This window comes from Rossellomorea aquimaris, from assembly GCF_008180865.1.
Lineage (GTDB): Bacteria > Bacillota > Bacilli > Bacillales > Bacillaceae_B > Rossellomorea > Rossellomorea yichunensis.
This window is the reverse complement of record NZ_VTEX01000002.1, coordinates 1,015,366-1,032,570: the sequence shown is the minus strand read 5'-3', so window position 1 is coordinate 1,032,570 and position 17,205 is coordinate 1,015,366. Positions and strand designations below refer to the sequence as shown.

The window sequence follows — 17,205 nt, the reverse complement described above, 5'->3', positions numbered from 1 at the left end:
ATTCAATTGTAGGAGGCGATCTCATGACAGGTTACTTATGTTTAGGAAACGGAAAGACCTTTATAGGTGAAATCACAATGGATGAAGAAGATCCCGTTCAGGGTGAGATTGTGTTTTTCACGGGAATGACGGGATACCAGGAAGTGCTGACCGATCCTTCCTACAAAGATCAAATCGTTGTTTTCACGTATCCGCTCATCGGTCAATATGGCGTGAACGAGGATGACTTCGAGAGCTCACAGCCGCAGGTGAAAGGAGTCATCATGCTCCAATCACCGGCGCTGTATTCCCATTATCATGCCTCTTCTTCCCTTAAAGACTATCTCCAAAAGTGGAAGATCCCATTCATGACAGGTGTGGATACGAGGCAGGTAGTGAAGGCGATCCGAGATGTTGGAACTCAAAATGCGTGTATCTCTTATACAGAAGTGCTTCCTTCGAAAGAAAAGCTTACAGGTCAAATCGAAAAGGTAGCCTTTTCTCAGATCCGCAAGATGGGTAGTGGAAACAAGCACATAGCCGTCGTCGATTTCGGTGTGAAGAAATCGATTGTATCCAGTCTGGTAAAGATGGATTGTCTTGTTACCGTCATTCCCTATCATCAGCTTGAGCTTCTGGATCAAATGAATGTTGACGGAATGGTGCTGTCGAACGGCCCGGGAGATCCAAAAGAATTGATGAGTCTTTTACCTAAACTGAAGGAGAAAATCATGGAGCTTCCGACCCTTGGAATTTGTTTAGGGCATCAATTAATCGCTCTGGCACTCGGAGGAAATACCGAACGATTATTATTCGGTCATAGAGGAGCGAATCATCCTGTCATAGACAACCAAACCGGAGAGGTGTTTATCACATCACAAAATCATAATTACGTCGTGAACGGGGCCAGTTTAACAGGAACCGGGTTGGAACCGCGTTTTATGAACGTCAATGACGGTTCCCTTGAAGGGCTTCAACATATAAGCAAGCCTATCCTTTCAGTTCAATTTCACCCTGAAGCGCGTCCGGGTCCGGAAGATGCTTCGTGGATATTCCAACAATTCTATCAAACGATTAAACAACCAGGGAGAGAGAAGATGTATGCCTAAAGATTTCAGTATTCAAAAAATCCTCATAATCGGATCAGGGCCCATCATCATCGGGCAAGCGGCAGAGTTTGATTACTCAGGTACACAAGGGTGCCTTGCCCTGAAAGATGAAGGGTATGAAGTGATTCTCGTGAACCATAACCCGGCGACGATCATGACAGATACGACCTACGCCGACAAAGTGTACTGCGAGCCCTTAACGGTCAAAACATTAACTGCGATTATCGCTAGTGAACGTCCTGATGGAATCGTCGCAAATCTTGGAGGTCAAACCGCTCTGAATCTTGCAGTGGAGCTGGATGAAAGAGGGGTTCTTGAGAAGTATGGAGTGACACTGCTTGGGACCTCTGTGGATTCGATTCAAAAAGGGGAAGACAGAGAGAAATTTCGAACCTTGATGAACACATTGGGACATCCAACGGCAGAAAGTGCTATCGTACACGATCTTCAAGGGGCTATCCTTTTTTCTGAAAAGATTTCCTTCCCGATCATTGTGCGCCCGGCTTATACATTGGGGGGAAGAGGCGGCGGCATAGCTTCTACCATGGAGGAATATAGTAAACTCGTTCAAACCGGATTAAACGCGAGCCCGATTCATCAAGTACTGGTGGAAAAAAGCATCGCCGGGTTCAAAGAGATTGAGTATGAAGTCATGAGAGATTCGAAAGGAAATTGTATATCCGTCTGTAATATGGAAAATTTCGACCCTGTTGGTGTCCATACGGGTGACTCCATCGTCGTCGCTCCGTCTCAAACTCTGACAGATCAAGAGTTTCATATGCTGCGTACAGCGGCGTTTAATATTATCAGTGCGCTGGAAGTGGTGGGAGGATGCAATATACAATTTGCTTTAGACCCTAACAGTAACCAATACTATGTGATTGAAGTGAACCCAAGGGTAAGCAGGTCTTCTGCTTTGGCATCGAAGGCAACAGGCTATCCCATCGCCAAAATAGCGGTTAAGCTTGCTGTTGGCTATACGTTGAACGAAATTATCAATCCGCTGACGAGAACTACTTTTGCAAGCTTTGAACCGGCTCTTGATTACGTTGTGGTCAAGTTTCCAAGATGGCCATTCGATAAATTTCCAGAGGCGAATCGGGTGCTCGGAACGAAGATGAAAGCAACGGGTGAAGTGATGGCGATTGAGCGTTCGTTAGAGGCTGCTTTTCATAAAGCTCTTCAGTCGTTGGATCTGTCCTTAGAAAACATATATAACGAACTGGCCGGCTTATCTCATGAAGAGCTGGAAAAAAGGATTGGAATACCAACGGATCTTCGCTTTTTTGAACTGCTGGAATTGTTGAAACGAGGCCATTCTATTTACACACTTCATGAAAAGACAGGAATCGATAAGCTGTTCTTGTCTATCATGAATAACTTAGTTTTTATGGAAAATAAGCTGAGAACATCCGACTTCACTTCTGATCTTTTGAAAGAAGCAAAGCAATTCCGGTTTGAGGATAAAACCATTGCCGGATTAATGGGGAAACCGGAAGCGTCAATAGAAAAAATGAGAATGGAGGAAGGGATTGTGCCCGCCTTTAAAATGGTGGATACATGTGCAGGTGAATTCGAAGCGATCACCAATTATGCCTACTCTACTTATTATGGAGACAATGAGATTCAACCGTTACAAGGAGAGAAGAAGGTCCTGATTGTTGGAGCGGGACCGATTCGAATCGGTCAGGGAGTCGAGTTCGACTACAGTTCCGTTAAGGCGATCCACCGATTGAAAGAGCATGGATACACGACCATCATGGTGAATAATAACCCCGAAACTGTGAGCACGGATTATGAGACGGCAGATCGATTGTACTTTGAACCTATTACGGAAGAATCGGTTCTTTCCATTATCCAGCACGAGAAAGTCGATACCGTACTCGTTCAATTCGGCGGACAAACGGCCTTAAACCTGGCTTCTTTTTTAGAGAAGAAGGGCATCCAATTATTTGGTACATCTTCAGATACCATTGACCGTGTAGAGGATCGCGAACGTTTTTATCAACTGCTGGATGAACTGGAGATACCACGTGTGAAGGGGGATATCTGCCACAGTAAGGAGGAAGCTTTACAAGTAGCACAGCATTTAACCTTTCCACTTCTTTGCCGTCCATCCTATGTAATTGGAGGGAAAGGGATGGTGAAAGTAACGACACAACCCGAAATGCAGAAGTTCATACAGGAAGCGGATGCAGAGTACTTTCCTATTTTAATGGATGAATTCAAAGAAGGTCAGGAAATCGAAGTTGACTTGGTGGGTGACGGGGATGGAGTGTACGTTCCCGGAGTCATGGAACATGTTGAACGGGCAGGTGTCCATTCAGGGGACAGCATGTCTATTTTCCCTTCTGAATCCCTGTCAGATGAAATCAAGAGAAAGATTGAAGGATACGCAGGGGAAATTGTGTCTTCCCTACATTACAAAGGGATCATAAATATTCAATTTTTGGTGCAGGATGAAGAAGTATTCATGTTGGAAGTGAACCCGAGAGCAAGCCGGACGGTTCCGGTGGTCAGCAAGGTTCTTGGATACTCATTAATCGATATGGCCACAGACATCATGTGCGATGAGACGTTGAAGATAGACGCCTTTAGCCCTCCTTCAGAAATAGACGTTGTAGGAGTGAAATATCCTGTATTTTCATCACATGCCCTGCCGGAGATCGATCAAACACTCGGGGCCAATATGAAATCAACGGGAGAAGGATTATGTCTTGGTAAGACGGTTGAAGAAGCCCTGTATAAAGTATTTGAAGGGCTGCATGAAGCTGTAGAAACTGGTGGGACGGTTTATATCGATAGTGACCAGAAAGAATTAAAACAGTATCAAACTTCTACGGAATCGTCGTTTAGTGACTGGATTAAAACAAGCGATGCTTCTGTATATTTCAGTCATGAAGAAACGGACGAAATGAAGAATAGAAGAATTGCTGCTTTAGAAGCAGGGATCACCGTTTTAACAGAAGCAGAGACCCTGTTGGCTTTTATTCGAAGTATGAAAGTGAATAAAGTGAACCCCATTCCATTGACACAATCAAAATCCGTACAGGGAGTGAGCAGAGTATGATGAATTCAATTGTTTCGACGTCGCCGGTAAAGGTTTCCTTGAAAGGGAGAGATCTTGTCACGTGGTTGGATTACTCAACGGAAGAAGTACATGAGCTTTTATCACTTGCTCAGTACTTGAAGAAAAATCCTTATTCAAAGGTGTTGGAAGGAAAGACACTTGGGATGATTTTTGAAAAGTCGTCCACAAGAACGCGGGTCTCATTTGAAGCGGGAATGCTCCAGATGGGAGGTCATGCCATCTACTTGAATGCACGTGATATACAACTGGGAAGAGGAGAGTCGATCGCAGATACGGCACGGGTCCTTTCTTCTTATGTGGATGGAATCATGATCCGTACGTTTGAAACTGAGAAGGTTACAGAACTTGCCAAGTACGCGAGTGTGCCAGTGATCAACGGGCTTTGCGATACGTACCATCCTTGTCAGGCATTGGCGGATGTTCTCACAATTTTGGAGCTTGCGGGAACGCTAAAAGGATTGAAGGTTGTGTATACAGGGGACGGGAATAATGTGGCACACTCCTTTATGATTCTATGTGCGAAGCTTGGTATGGATGTTGTCGTTTCTTGTCCTGAAGGATATGAACCCGATAAAGAAATTGTCGGGAAGACGGTGGAGCTTGCCGGAATGAACGGCGGAAGCTTTACTCTTTATTACGATCCGGTTGAAGCGGTTAAGAACGCGGATATCGTATATACCGATGTATGGGCAAGTATGGGGCAGGAGGAAGAAGCGGTTAAGCGTCTTAAAGACTTCAAACCATATCAAGTGAATGAACAGTTGCTTCACCATGCTGCACCACAAGTGAAATTTCTCCATTGTCTTCCGGCACATCGTGAAGAAGAGGTGACAGCGGCTGTCATTGACGGACCATGTTCTGCCGTTTTTCAGCAAGCGGAAAATCGACTACATGTACAGAAGGCTATATTGCAATCACTGTTTGTATAAAGTTAAAAAGGTCCGCTTCTGGATGGAGGCGGACCTTTTAGTTGCCTGAAAGCATTTCCATAAGAGAAAATAAGACTGAACCAAACAAACACATGTAAACATATAGTGTAGGAGAAACTGTAATTAGACCGTTTTGGAGGTGCTTGTGGTTTTGAGTAAACCAACGATTGATGATTACCTGGATAATGGAATATATGGCCAGAAGCAAACGAAGCCTGATGAAAGAAGAAAGTTTCTAGGGAGCCTGCGGGAACGAATCGTCATTGCCCTGACTCAGAGTCAGGTAAGGGAAAAGGGAGTATACAAGGAAGTTCAGGAATGTCTGAAGAAGCATCCTGAGGCGAAGCTTTTATTAAATGGTAATATGAGCTATTCCTTTTTATCTAAATACATCAAGCTCGCTGATACGTATCATGTCTCGTTTTCAATGGTGACAAATAAGGAGATCGAAACCGATATAGGCCTCGTCCTCGCTTATGATCATGCCATTGATAAAGAGGAAATCTATGTGAAGAAAAAAAATGAAAAGAACTCTGAAGCCAAAACGAAACAAAAGCCAAAGAAAAGCCTATTTTCATCAATTAAAAACAAGCTTTTTTAATACTGTGCGCCTTTTTTGAAAAATGAGAGTTTGAACAGCCCTTTCAAAATCGCTGGGATGATAAACAGAATAAATAATATCCGAAATAAGTGATATCCGGTAATGATGGAAAGGTCCGCGTTGACGGCTTGTCCCACTAAGGCCATTTCAGCCATTCCCCCGGGAGCCAAGCTAATAAAGGCAGTAAGAAATGTTATGTCATGCCAGCGACTTAATACAAAGCTCAGGCCTGCGCAGCATAATAGCAGGCAGACGGAAGTAAACAAAGACCAAAGGATGAACTTGGACAACTCTCTAGATGAAGAGAAATTCATCATGAAACTAAAGTAGATTCCGAGGGATAATTGAGCAAGAATTATTAACGGATCGGGCATTTGGGGTACAGAAAACCCAGCCACCATGAAGCCGCCAATGACTAAAATCGGTCCCAGCATTGCAGGGGTGGGTAAATGGATTCTTTTAGCCACAATCCCAGATAGAAGGGCAATGATGAGGAATAAAATAAAGACCCACTGGAATGGGGGTGTTTCGAATGGTAGTGAAGCATTCCCGGAACTGGATCCACCACCGCCTTTTAAAAGGGGACTGAACACAAGAAACGGTACAACGAAGATGACCGATAATAAGCGTATCACCTGCAGGACTGTCACAACCGTTAAGTCTATATTCTTCATTTCTTCTCCAAGAGCCACCATTTGCGAAAGTCCGCCCGGTATACTCCCTGTAATGGTTGAGGAAAGACCGATCCCCGTCATTTTCGATGTGATATAGGCGAGCACCATGCTAAAGATAATGATGGCTATTGTCATCGTCAGCATGGACGGGAGCTGATTGAAGATTTCAATCATAGTTTCCTGACTAAAGGTTTGGCCAATGGCATAGCCAACAATGATCAATCCAAGATCTCTGAAATAAGAGGGCCATGCTAAATCGAGCTTCGTCCATTTATTGATGAAGAAGACTGAAGTCATAGAACCGAGAAGCCAGGACAGGGGGAGGTGTAGAAGTGTAAATACTCCACCGCCGGCAACTCCAACGACAAAGGCTAATAAAATAGGGTGCATTCTAAAAATCCTCTCATTATAAGTACTCTACTTAAAGGTAATCAATTGGAGGAGAGGAAGCAAATGGAATGCGTTAACTATAATTTGACCACGTGATACCCCCACCCAAGGTCCGTCCCTCATAAAATGGCACATCCTAGCCCTAATTCGTGGTAGAATGAATGGAGGTATGGACAAGAATCAGCCATACTCCTAACAATCGTTATCTCTTATCATAGTTGCTTTAATGAAGCGAATTTTGGTATTATCAATAGTATTGTGAGTGTTCGAACATATACGGAGGTGAAGAAGATGACTAGAATTTCTGAAGAGCAAGTAAAGCATGTTGCCCACCTTGCACGACTAGCCATCACAGAGGATGAAGCGAAAAAGTTTACAACTCAATTAGATGCGATCATCGGGTTTGCCGAGCAGCTGAATGAATTGGATACTTCAAATGTGGAAGCGACGAGTCATGTGTTGGATATGAAGAACGTTATGCGTGAAGATAAGCCTGTTGAAGGACTGCCACGTGAAGAAGTATTAAAGAACGCACCAGACAAACAAGATGGACAAGTACGCGTTCCATCGATCTTGGACTAAGGAGGGGACCTCATGTCATTATTTGACCATAAATTATCAGAGCTTCATGAGCTTTTACATAAGAAAGAAGTATCTGTCACAGATCTAGTCGACGAATCATACAAACGTATTGATGCGGTTGAAGATAAAGTAAAGGCATTCTTAACATTAGATGAAGAAAATGCCCGCAATAAAGCTAAAGAAATGGATGCAAAGCTTGGTACAGACGAAAGCAAAGGTCTTCTTTTCGGAATGCCGATCGGGATTAAAGATAATATCGTCACAAAAGGACTCCGTACAACATGTGCCAGTAAAATCCTTGAAAACTTCAATCCGATTTATGATGCTACGGTTATCAATAAATTACATAGTGCCGATACGATTACGATCGGAAAACTGAATATGGATGAGTTCGCAATGGGTTCATCTACTGAGAACTCCGGTTTCCAAAAGACGAGCAATCCATGGAATCTGGAAACGGTTCCGGGTGGATCTTCAGGTGGTTCAGCAGCATCTGTTGCAGCTGGAGAAGTACCTTTCTCACTTGGTTCAGATACAGGCGGATCGATTCGCCAGCCAGCAGCATTCACCGGTACTGTCGGTTTAAAACCTACGTACGGACGGGTATCCCGTTTCGGTCTTGTAGCATTCGCTTCTTCACTGGATCAAATCGGACCGATCACTCGTAACGTAGAAGATAATGCATACTTACTGCAAGCGATCGCTGGTCTTGATCCGAATGATTCCACTTCAGCGAATGTTGAGGTTCCGAACTACGCGGCAGCTCTGACAGGTGATGTGAAAGGCTTAAAGATTGCTGTGCCAAAAGAATATTTAGGTGAAGGTGTCGGGGAGGAAGCTCGGCAAGCAGTGCTCGCTTCATTGAAAGTATTGGAAGGCATGGGAGCTACATGGGAAGAAGTTTCTCTCCCTCACTCTAAATTTGGTGTTTCAACGTACTACCTATTAGCATCGTCTGAAGCATCTGCCAACCTTGCACGTTTCGATGGTGTCCGTTACGGTTACCGCACTCCGAACGCAGAGAACCTTCTTGATCTTTACAAGAAAACCCGTGCAGAAGGATTCGGGGACGAAGTGAAGCGTCGTATTATGCTTGGAACATTTGCGTTAAGTTCTGGATACTATGATGCCTACTACAAAAAAGCACAACAGGCCCGAACACTGATCAAAAAAGACTTTGAAGATGTGTTTGCGAAGTATGATGTCATTATTGGGCCAACAACACCAACTCCGGCTTTCAAAATCGGAGAGAAAATTGATGATCCATTAACGATGTATGCAAACGATATTTTAACGATCCCAGTAAACCTTGCAGGTGTGCCGGGAATCTCTGTACCTTGTGGATTCTCTTCAACAGGATTGCCGCTTGGATTGCAAATCATCGGGAAGCATTTTGACGAAAGTACGATTTATCGCGTAGCGCATGCGTATGAGCAAGCTACAGACTTCCATACAAAAAGACCACAACTGTAAGGGGTGAAATCAATGAACTTTGAACCAGTAATCGGACTAGAAGTCCACGTAGAATTAAAAACGGACAGTAAGATGTTTTCTCCGGCACCGAACCATTTCGGAGCAGAGCCAAACACAAACACGAACGTAATCGACCTTGGGTATCCTGGTGTACTTCCAGTGGTGAACAAGCGTGCCATTGAATTCGGTATGAAAGCTGCGATCGCATTGAACTGTGAAATCGCAACGGATACGAAGTTTGACCGTAAAAACTATTTCTATCCGGATAACCCGAAAGCGTACCAGATTTCTCAATTTGACAAGCCGATCGGTGAAAACGGGTGGATCGAAATTGAAGTTAATGGTGAGAAGAAACGCATCGGAATCACTCGCCTTCACCTGGAAGAAGATGCTGGAAAGCTGACGCACTCAGGCGACGGTTATTCACTTGTCGACTATAACCGCCAAGGTACTCCTCTTATTGAGATTGTATCTGAGCCGGACATCCGCACACCGGAAGAAGCGTATGCGTATCTTGAGAAACTGAAATCCATCATTCAATATACGGGGGTTTCTGATTGTAAGATGGAAGAAGGGTCGCTTCGTTGTGACGCTAACATTTCCCTACGTCCAATCGGCCAGGAAAAGTTCGGAACGAAAGCTGAACTTAAAAACCTGAACTCCTTTAATTTTGTTAAAAAAGGATTGGAGTATGAAATCGTCCGTCAGGAGAAGGTTCTCTTATCCGGAGGAATGATCCAACAGGAAACGCTTCGTTTCGATGAATCAACAGGTAAAACGATTCTCATGCGTGTAAAAGAGGGATCAGATGATTACCGCTACTTCCCTGAACCTGATTTATTAAACCTTCACATCGATCAAGAGTGGATGGACCGCATCCGTGCAGAGATTCCTGAACTTCCGGATGAGCGAAAAAAGCGCTATGTAGAAGATCTAGGCTTACCTGCGTACGATGCCATGGTTCTGACATTAACGAAAGAAATGTCTGATTTCTTCCAGGAAACCGTTGAGGCTGGAGCGGATGCGAAGCTAGCATCAAACTGGCTGATGGGGGAAGTTTCAGCTTACTTAAATGCAGGGCAAAAAGAACTTGAAGATGTTAAATTGACTCCTCAAGGACTGGCAGGCATGATCGAGTTAATCGAAAAAGGAACGATTTCTTCCAAGATTGCGAAGAAAGTGTTCAAAGAACTAGTGGAAAACGGTGGAGATCCGGAACAAATCGTAAAAGATAAGGGTCTTGTTCAAATTTCTGACGAAGGTGCCTTACTCAAGATTGTGACGGAGACGCTGGATGCCAATCCACAATCCATCGAAGATTACAAAAACGGGAAAGACCGTGCCATCGGCTTCCTGGTTGGTCAAATCATGAAAGCAACAAAAGGACAGGCTAACCCGCCGCTTGTTAACAAGCTGCTGCTTCAAGAAATTCAAAAACGTTAATAAAAAAAGCATAGCCCCTGGGAACCTTATATTCCCAGGGGCTATTTTTATATGCAAGAGGGACGGACCTTATACTAAATTCAAGGTCCGTCCCTCTTTTTAGTTCAAGTTTTCCTGAAGAGTATGCTTTCCCTGTGTTTTGTGTAGGTATTTTAACCTGATGTTGAAAAAGAAAAGATGCAGGTCTATTAACTCATTCGTTGTGGATAGGGCTTGTACTATAGTGAATCTAATGTTTTTAATAGTTAGAAAATTCTTATAAAGAGGTGTTGTAATTGAAGAAAAAAGTCGTTGCATTAGGGTTAACAGCAGGATTAATGATGAGTCCGGTATTTTCTCCTGAAGCATTGGGTGCTCCGAATGTGAGTGAAAAGGTAAACTTCAGTGAGAAGACGGGGACTCCTCAGTTTATATCGGGGAAATTAACCAAAGCATCCACCAATGACCCGGAAACGATTGTGTACGATTACTTAATGGAAAAACAAAAAGCGTTCAAGTTCAAAGGAGACTCAAAGCTTTCCTTCAAAGTCACAGAAAAACGTAAAGATGATTTAGGATTTACATATCTCCGTATCCAGCAGGTGTATAAAGGAACGCCTGTATACGGAGCTGTTCTAACAGCGCATGTGAATAAGGAGGGTGTCCTGACTGCATTATCTGGAGCACCGGCTACGAACCTGGATCAAAAACGAAATCTGAAACAAACAAAAAAATTATCCAAAAAAGAAGCAGTTTCGGCAGGGGAAAAGGACTTAGTGGCACATGTAGGCAGCCAGCCCGACTATGAATATGCACCGAAATCCGATTCAGTGATCTATATGAAGGATGGGGAAGGACATTACGCTTATCTCGTAAACTATAATTTCCTTGCTCCGGAACCAGGAAACTGGAATTATTTCGTTGATGCTGTGACAGGTGACATACTGGGAAAAGTAAATGAGCTTCATGAAGCGAAAGGTGGAAAGCCTGGCGGCGGTGGAGGTCCGGGAAGTGGTGGAACCGATGCAGTCGGATCGGGAACAGGAGTACTGGGAGACACGAAATCGTTAAATACCTACCTCTCATCGTCTACGTATTATCTACAAGACCGTACAAGAGGCGGTGGAGTCTTCACCTATGACGCAGGGAATCGTACCCGTCTGCCAGGTTCACTGTGGGCAGACAGCGATAATCTATTCAATGCAAGCTATGATGCAGCTGCGGTAGATGCCCACTATTATGCAGGCCAAACTTATGATTATTACGCCGATACACATAATCGAAACAGTTATGATGGAAATGGCGCAGCTCTCAATTCAACGGTTCACTATGGACGAAACTACAATAATGCATTCTGGAATGGCCAGCAAATGGTATACGGTGATGGGGACGGCTCAACATTTGTTGCTCTTTCAGGAGGATTGGATGTTGTAGCACATGAGCTTACACATGCCGTAACTGATACAACAGCTGATCTGATTTACCAAAATGAGTCCGGGGCTATCAACGAATCCATGTCGGATATCTTTGGAACATTGGTAGAATACGATACAAATAATAATCCGGATTGGGAGATCGGGGAAGACATCTACACACCTAATCAAGGCGGAGACGCTCTTCGCTCCATGTCAGATCCTGCAAAATACGGGGATCCGGATCACTATTCTGTAAGATACACAGGGACGCAGGACAACGGTGGGGTTCATATCAATAGTGGAATAGGAAATAAAGCGGCCTATCTGCTAAGTCAGGGTGGTACTCACTATGGTGTGAAGGTGACGGGAATCGGTACAGATAAAACCGGGGCGATCTATTACCGTGCGTTAACTCAATACTTGACACCATCTTCAAACTTTAGCCAGCTTCGTTCAGCAGCGGTTCAATCGGCTACAGATCTATACGGTGCAGGAAGTGCCGAGGTGGCGAGTGTAAACGCGGCGTACAATGCAGTAGGAGTCAATTAAATAGACTGATTGAATAGAAGGGCTGTAATGGCTCTTCTTTTCGTTGTTATATAAAAGTTGTCTGATCCTTATTTTAGGTACAGTGGGACGTGCATGAACAGAAGGCATTTTTTCGGCACTCCCGCATTGAAAGCTACATTTGTTTCTTCTTTGCTCTCTCCAAAATCTGTTTGGCCAGGCGGTAATACGTATCCGCTTCTACTTTTGATTCAGCTCTCTTAAGCTGCATCATATAGTTTTGGAATCGAAGTTTGTCGACTGACGAGACTTTCATCACAATTTTCCTCATTTTGGCACTCCTTTAGTGGACAAAATTGCGTCCAATTATCTATTCTGAATTTTCTGTAAATAATGTATAATAATAGTAAATGATTCCAGAGGGTGGATAGAATGTCCTTATTCGAAGTGATCTTGTTGCCAATGTTAATGGGTGGTATTGGAGGCTTAGGACATATTCTGGTTTTCAAAAATGGTCATTTCACTTTTCCGCGAAAATTTATCGATGACCAAGGTGAGAAGCACTATCTTTTTGGCTCAACAAAGGATATTATCATAGGCATTCTAGCAGGGTATCTGTCAGTATTACCGGTTGTTGAAACGGTCCCGATCTGGTATGTCATCTATATTAGTTTATTATCAGGTATCGGGGGAAGTTCCGTCATCACACGAAAAATCGAACAAAATTTAGCAAGCACCAAAGCGTCTTATATCCAAGAGCTATCTCATTATCAGCTCGAACCGACCTCTAAGGGAGGATCTCCAAACCATAATGAGGTGAAACCTGTTGGCGAAGTGGAAGAAAAAAAGAATCAAGGTTGAACTGCCACCAGAAGACTATGAAAAAGCAAATCAGTATCTAAAAAGACTGAAGGAGGCAGATAGCCTAGTCGAGCTGAACTACTACTATAATAAAGTGGCAAAAATAATTGAGAAATCACAAGATGTTTAAGATGAGTCAATTGAAGAGTAGTCCTATACCTATCTAATTTAACCAAAAAGTGTAAGGATGAAACTGACAATTGAGTCAGCTTTTTTTCTGTAAAGGAAAGATGTATGAAAGATACTTCTCTTCGCATACTTATTTGTTTTCCATCCCCCTCTGGAAAAATAATAGTCCGGGAGTAGCAGTATGCTATTCCTTTTTTTAGATTAAAGGATAAAAACAAAAGGAAGTTCATAAGAACCTGTAAACCTGTCCATTACGGTGCTTTTCTTATATTATATTCCTACAGGCATAATCGTACAATTGAAATTTTGAATAGAATGAAAAGTATATTTTCCTTGTGGAATACGACAAACATGAATATGCTATAAAGAGAATTTAAGAGAAAAGTTGTTTGTGCTTCACTGGAATGTGTGGCGCTGGAGGAGGAAGAAATATGAACTTGGAACAATGGTTCACTAAAGGGATGACACCTGAAGATTACTTGGAATATATGAGTGTACATAAAGAAAATACGGAAGCAATCAAGAGAAACTTTACGATCCCACAGGATGACATAGAGGTATTGAATAAACTTGGAGACCACTCTTTACGGGTAATTGCCATCACGGAGGATTGGTGTGGAGACGCAATGCTGAATATCCCCATTCTGTTAAAAGTCGCAAAATCCGCTGGCATGGACGTTCGCATGATTTTACGGGATGAAAACCTTGATCTGATGGATCAATACTTAACGAATGGTATATCGAGAGCGATTCCCATTTTCATTTTCATCGATCGTGATGGGAATGAAAAGCTGGTATGGGGGCCAAGAGCTCCAATGGTAAAGAAGATCGTGGACGACGAACGGGCGAAGCTGCCACCGAAGGATCATGAGCTTTTCCCGGAAAAGCAGAAGGAAATGATACAACGCTTAACCTCTCAATATACGACAGATAAAGAAATATGGCAGGAAGTGTATGAAAGCTTGAAAACGAGTCTTGTCCAGAATGTACTGATGTAAAACGAAACGAATAGTAGAAGACATCCGGTCGGTTACTGGAGTCTTCTTTTCTTTAGGGCATGATGGCTTCTTACTCACTCAAAATTGAATGGTAAAAAGTACCCGTGGGCATGGGATTTTTTGCCGGTTCACGAATGACGGAATTCGCGTTAATATGGTATAGGATGAGGAGTTGAAGCATCATGATTCACCAAAAGACAAATACAATTGTTATAGAAGCGCTAAATAAATTTCCCCATAAAATTCACATTAAACTGGGAGAAATCCTGCGTGAACGAGGATTGACACAAGGCGATCTTCATCGCTTAACCGGGCTAAGAGTGGCTACGATCAATGAGCTAGTGAATTTCAAGAAGAAATCCTTAACGGTGGCTCATCTTGTTTCCATTATGATCGCCCTTAGAATTACAGACATTCGTGATCTCATCGAAATAGAATTTGATCAAGAAGTTCAAGACTATTTCAATGAAGAAAACCAACGAATGAAAAATGGATTTACTCCAGACCTGACAAAAACCGCTGAAACAAACGTAAAGCGAATCGCAGCTGGAGCAAACAACTAAACACCATTCCACCTCAAACGGTCATTCCTGATGACCGTTTTTTTTAGGTTAGGGACGGACCTCTATTTCTTATCCATATTCCCCTATCAAATGTTAGAAATATAATATAAACTCAAGGTTTACAACGAGGCAAAACAGGATAATTCCATAAAGTAAGAGTTTATTTAGAAGATTTTTAATTATTACGATATAAAAATCGTCAAGGTCCGTCCCTGCAGTGTCCCTGGCAGGAGTTTTGGCAGAGGGTACAGAATGTAGTAGGTATGGTGTTGTTGGCAGGGTTTTGTGATGGAGTTGACATGAAATCGTAATGCTCATTTGAGGGAAATTCAATTATGATAGGGGAAGAGAGTAAATGGAAGTTAATTTTGGTCATGTGACCTCTCGTTATGCTGCGTCTTGTGATGATATTCCGCATCAATTTTTTGATACGTTAAAGGTTAGGGGAATTGTGTGGGAGGGAAGAAAAGTAGCTGAAATTGGTTCGGGTACCGGTGCTTTGACACGAAAGCTGCACAAGCGTGGGGCAGAAGTGATCGGGGTCGAGCCGTCCATTGAGCTTAGGAAAGCTGCGAAGGCATTAGAGAGTAAGCAATACTTGGACATCCCATATCTTACAGGTACAGCTGAATCTACGAATCTGCCAGATCAGTACTATGATATCACGATGATTCACAGAAGCTGGCATTTATTCGACCGTCCAAAAGCGATCAGTGAAATGAAGCGGATATTGAAGGAAAAAGGGACGTTCATTGTGAGTGATTCAAGCTTCGTTCCTGATCATGAAGTGGCAAAGGATACGATGACGTTTATAAATGAATATATAGATATGACCCCACCGGGATTAAAAGCCGATTCAGAGAATCAATTGAATGGAATTCCTGTGGAATGGCTGTTAGAATGGCAGGAAGCTGACTTTAACTTGAAAGATTTTTACACATTTTATTATGCAGTCGACTTTACGTTACAGTCCTGGTGTGAGCGAGTAGGTTCCTTGTCCTGGCTCACTCATTTAGAAGATAGTGAGAAAGAGGGACTACTGCAATCATTACATACGTTCCTGTCCGGGCGTTACGATGCTCTTCATGAGTTTACTCTTCAGCACCAGTTTACAGTCTGCCTGATGAAAAAGTAGAAAGAGTGATCGGATTGGAAGCAGTAAAAAAATATGTAAACTATTTAAATATGGATATAGAGCCGCCTACATTAAACTATTTGCAACGACTTATCGGGCAGCACTTGATCAGGATCCCGTATGAGACCTTTAGTAAATTCTATTACTTTTCTCAAGGTGATTCCTTTGTGCCTTCCTTGTACACTTTCGCAGAAAACCTCCACTCTAAAGGGTGGGGAGGCACCTGTTTCACATTAAACATCAACTTTGGAAGACTGCTGAAACAGTTAGGCTTCCATTGTCAGTTTGTCAGAGTGCAACCGGGTCATCTTGGTTTAATGATTACCATTGATAATCGTAAGCTTTATGTGGATGTTGGATATGGATCCCCGATCATGAAGCCTGTTGAGCTTGAGGCGAGGCAGAAGCACCTTCTTCACGGTTTCGGGGAAGAAATCATTTTTACCCAGAAAGACATTCGTGAATTTGAAGTGGATCGACGTTCAAATGGCAAATCCTTTGTAAAAAAAACCATAGAGTGGATCCCGTTAGAGGAAGAAGAATTAGAGTCCGATATAGAAGCATCTTACTTGGATTCTGATGACAACATTACAATGAGAAGAATCACGGCAGTCCGCTTCCAGGGCAATCAATGCTACTTCCTCCGCAATCGGACCTTGAAAGTGATGACCTACCGAAACATCCGTGAATATCAAATGAAAGATTTTGATAAGTGGAAAGATATCGTCGGGGAAGTTTACCACTTTGATGCGACATCCCTGCAGGAGTCCATCCGGTTTTTACAACAACGGAATATCAAGCTGTTCCCATAGGCCGTCTGGAATATCGTGTTGATATTCTGGATGGGTTTTTTTGTATATACGTGAAATCATTCATTCGGACTACTTTATTTAAGGCTTCATGATCATAAAAATAAATAAGAGCACACCTAAAGAGGATGCAAGATAAAAGTAACGATCCATGGTCACCAGATGTCGTTGGATTTCTTCAGGGGGGGCTCCTGTGAGATGTTCATTTTCCGGTAAGGATATCCATTCGTTGATTTTTTTAGAGACAGGTGTGATGAAGCCGATGAAAATGATTTGAATGAAAATATAAAGTAGGACAGACCCCAGAATCCACAACTGTGAAAAGCTGCCATAGTCCCCTGTATAAAAAAGGATTAACCCCGTTAACACGGCAATGCTTCCGCCGATTTTAGGGAAGTATTCCAATCGTTTATTCAATTCCGTCGTAACCTTTAATTGTTCAATGCTTTTGTCAGGCCTGTTCAAAACATGAGCAAAGAAAGTAGGCCCAACCCCAATAATGGCAGACAGCACATGTAAAAGAATCAACCATTCCATC

The 17,205-nt window shown here is 42.9% G+C and carries 17 protein-coding genes; 14 read left to right on the top strand and 3 right to left on the bottom strand.

Features of this window, described 5'->3' with window-relative positions:
- The first annotated feature begins 23 nt into the window (after positions 1–23).
- The 4 genes from FZC88_RS12590 to FZC88_RS12575 all read left to right on the top strand — a co-directional run bounded on the left by FZC88_RS12590 (position 24) and on the right by FZC88_RS12575 (position 5,709).
- Positions 24–1,088, top strand: a complete 1,065-nt coding sequence (locus tag FZC88_RS12590; RefSeq protein ID WP_148995099.1) for a carbamoyl phosphate synthase small subunit — start codon at positions 24–26, stop codon at positions 1,086–1,088.
- A complete protein-coding gene (locus FZC88_RS12585; RefSeq protein WP_148995098.1) occupies positions 1,081–4,158 on the top strand; it encodes a carbamoyl phosphate synthase large subunit in 3,078 nt (1,025 codons plus the stop codon). The genes FZC88_RS12590 and FZC88_RS12585 overlap by 8 nt, the downstream gene beginning before the upstream one ends.
- Positions 4,158–5,108, top strand: a complete 951-nt coding sequence (argF, locus tag FZC88_RS12580) for an ornithine carbamoyltransferase (protein ID WP_148995186.1) — start codon at positions 4,158–4,160, stop codon at positions 5,106–5,108. The genes FZC88_RS12585 and argF overlap by 1 nt, the downstream gene beginning before the upstream one ends.
- A gap of 151 nt (positions 5,109–5,259) precedes the next feature.
- Positions 5,260–5,709 carry a YueI family protein gene (locus FZC88_RS12575; protein ID WP_148967216.1) on the top strand — a complete coding sequence of 150 codons (450 nt, stop codon included), beginning with the start codon at positions 5,260–5,262 and terminating at the stop codon, positions 5,707–5,709.
- Here the strand turns inward: FZC88_RS12575 and FZC88_RS12570 are convergent.
- The gene (locus FZC88_RS12570) at positions 5,706–6,773 is read right to left on the bottom strand and encodes an AbrB family transcriptional regulator (RefSeq protein ID WP_148995097.1); all 1,068 of its coding nucleotides are present in this window, start codon (positions 6,771–6,773) and stop codon (positions 5,706–5,708) included. The two genes, FZC88_RS12575 and FZC88_RS12570, sit on opposite strands and share 4 nt — an antisense overlap.
- 291 nt (positions 6,774–7,064) lie before the next feature.
- Here FZC88_RS12570 and gatC point away from each other — a divergent pair, with 291 nt between their 5' ends.
- The 4 genes from gatC (at position 7,065) to FZC88_RS12550 (ending at position 12,214) form a co-directional block, all read left to right on the top strand.
- Entirely contained in the window at positions 7,065–7,355 is a 291-nt protein-coding gene (gene gatC / locus FZC88_RS12565) for an Asp-tRNA(Asn)/Glu-tRNA(Gln) amidotransferase subunit GatC (RefSeq protein ID WP_113968770.1), read from the top strand.
- 12 nt (positions 7,356–7,367) lie between these two features.
- Positions 7,368–8,828 (top strand): Asp-tRNA(Asn)/Glu-tRNA(Gln) amidotransferase subunit GatA, encoded by a 1,461-nt coding sequence (gene gatA / locus FZC88_RS12560; RefSeq protein WP_148967218.1) that lies wholly within the window; start codon positions 7,368–7,370, stop codon positions 8,826–8,828.
- Between the two features lie 12 nt (positions 8,829–8,840).
- Positions 8,841–10,271 (top strand): Asp-tRNA(Asn)/Glu-tRNA(Gln) amidotransferase subunit GatB, encoded by a 1,431-nt coding sequence (gatB, locus tag FZC88_RS12555; RefSeq protein WP_148967219.1) that lies wholly within the window; start codon positions 8,841–8,843, stop codon positions 10,269–10,271.
- Between the two features lie 317 nt (positions 10,272–10,588).
- Positions 10,589–12,214, top strand: coding sequence for a M4 family metallopeptidase (locus tag FZC88_RS12550; RefSeq protein WP_148995185.1), 1,626 nt, complete (start codon positions 10,589–10,591; stop codon positions 12,212–12,214).
- Between the two features lie 133 nt (positions 12,215–12,347).
- On the opposite strand, the gene FZC88_RS24050 is transcribed toward FZC88_RS12550, so the two are convergent.
- A complete protein-coding gene (locus FZC88_RS24050; RefSeq protein ID WP_187443599.1) occupies positions 12,348–12,503 on the bottom strand; it encodes a hypothetical protein in 156 nt (51 codons plus the stop codon).
- A gap of 101 nt (positions 12,504–12,604) precedes the next feature.
- Here FZC88_RS24050 and FZC88_RS12545 point away from each other — a divergent pair, with 101 nt between their 5' ends.
- The 6 genes from FZC88_RS12545 (at position 12,605) to FZC88_RS12525 (ending at position 16,670) form a co-directional block, all read left to right on the top strand.
- Positions 12,605–13,033: a DUF4257 domain-containing protein gene (locus tag FZC88_RS12545; protein WP_148967220.1), complete on the top strand. Its 429-nt coding sequence runs from the start codon at positions 12,605–12,607 to the stop codon at positions 13,031–13,033.
- Positions 12,999–13,163, top strand: a complete 165-nt coding sequence (locus tag FZC88_RS24045; protein WP_187443184.1) for a hypothetical protein — start codon at positions 12,999–13,001, stop codon at positions 13,161–13,163. Before FZC88_RS12545 ends, FZC88_RS24045 begins: the two co-directional genes overlap by 35 nt.
- A gap of 430 nt (positions 13,164–13,593) precedes the next feature.
- The gene (locus FZC88_RS12540) at positions 13,594–14,160 is read left to right on the top strand and encodes a thioredoxin family protein (RefSeq protein ID WP_148995096.1); all 567 of its coding nucleotides are present in this window, start codon (positions 13,594–13,596) and stop codon (positions 14,158–14,160) included.
- 182 nt (positions 14,161–14,342) lie between these two features.
- Positions 14,343–14,723, top strand: a complete 381-nt coding sequence (locus tag FZC88_RS12535) for a helix-turn-helix domain-containing protein (RefSeq protein ID WP_148967222.1) — start codon at positions 14,343–14,345, stop codon at positions 14,721–14,723.
- A 355-nt stretch (positions 14,724–15,078) separates the two neighbouring features.
- Positions 15,079–15,858 (top strand): class I SAM-dependent methyltransferase, encoded by a 780-nt coding sequence (locus tag FZC88_RS12530; RefSeq protein WP_148967223.1) that lies wholly within the window; start codon positions 15,079–15,081, stop codon positions 15,856–15,858.
- Between the two features lie 14 nt (positions 15,859–15,872).
- Positions 15,873–16,670 carry an arylamine N-acetyltransferase gene (locus tag FZC88_RS12525; protein ID WP_262371845.1) on the top strand — a complete coding sequence of 266 codons (798 nt, stop codon included), beginning with the start codon at positions 15,873–15,875 and terminating at the stop codon, positions 16,668–16,670.
- Between the two features lie 78 nt (positions 16,671–16,748).
- Here FZC88_RS12525 and FZC88_RS12520 read toward each other — a convergent pair whose 3' ends face one another.
- The gene (locus FZC88_RS12520) at positions 16,749–17,204 is read right to left on the bottom strand and encodes a DUF2269 family protein (protein WP_148995095.1); all 456 of its coding nucleotides are present in this window, start codon (positions 17,202–17,204) and stop codon (positions 16,749–16,751) included.
- Between the last annotated feature and the right edge of the window lies 1 nt (position 17,205).